1 protein-coding gene is annotated in these 307 nt (G+C 59.6%); it reads left to right on the top strand.

What is annotated here, in order from left to right; translation table 11 throughout:
* On the top strand, window positions 1–307 hold a 307-nt coding region (locus KHA85_RS20825; protein ID WP_213186774.1), incomplete at both ends, for an ATP-binding cassette domain-containing protein.

Below are 307 nucleotides of genomic sequence, written 5' to 3'. Positions count from 1 at the left end.
ACCTGGCGGAAGGCAAACAGGAAGTGATGGTCAACGGTCGCCCTCGCCACGTCTTGGGCTACCTGCAGGACTTCCTGTTCCACCCGAAACGCGCGATGACGCCGGTGAAGGCGCTGTCGGGCGGTGAGCGTAACCGCCTGCTGTTGGCTAAGCTGTTTCTGAAACCGAGCAATCTGCTGATCCTCGATGAACCAACCAACGATCTCGACGTCGAAACGCTGGAGCTGCTGGAAGAGCTGATCGACGGCTATCAGGGCACCGTGCTGCTGGTCAGCCACGATCGTCAGTTCGTCGACAACTCGGTGAC

It is taken from the genome of Dietzia massiliensis, assembly GCF_018390595.1.
In the GTDB taxonomy this organism is placed as follows: domain Bacteria; phylum Actinomycetota; class Actinomycetes; order Mycobacteriales; family Mycobacteriaceae; genus Dietzia; species Dietzia massiliensis.
This window is presented reverse-complemented; position numbering and strand designations above follow the sequence as displayed.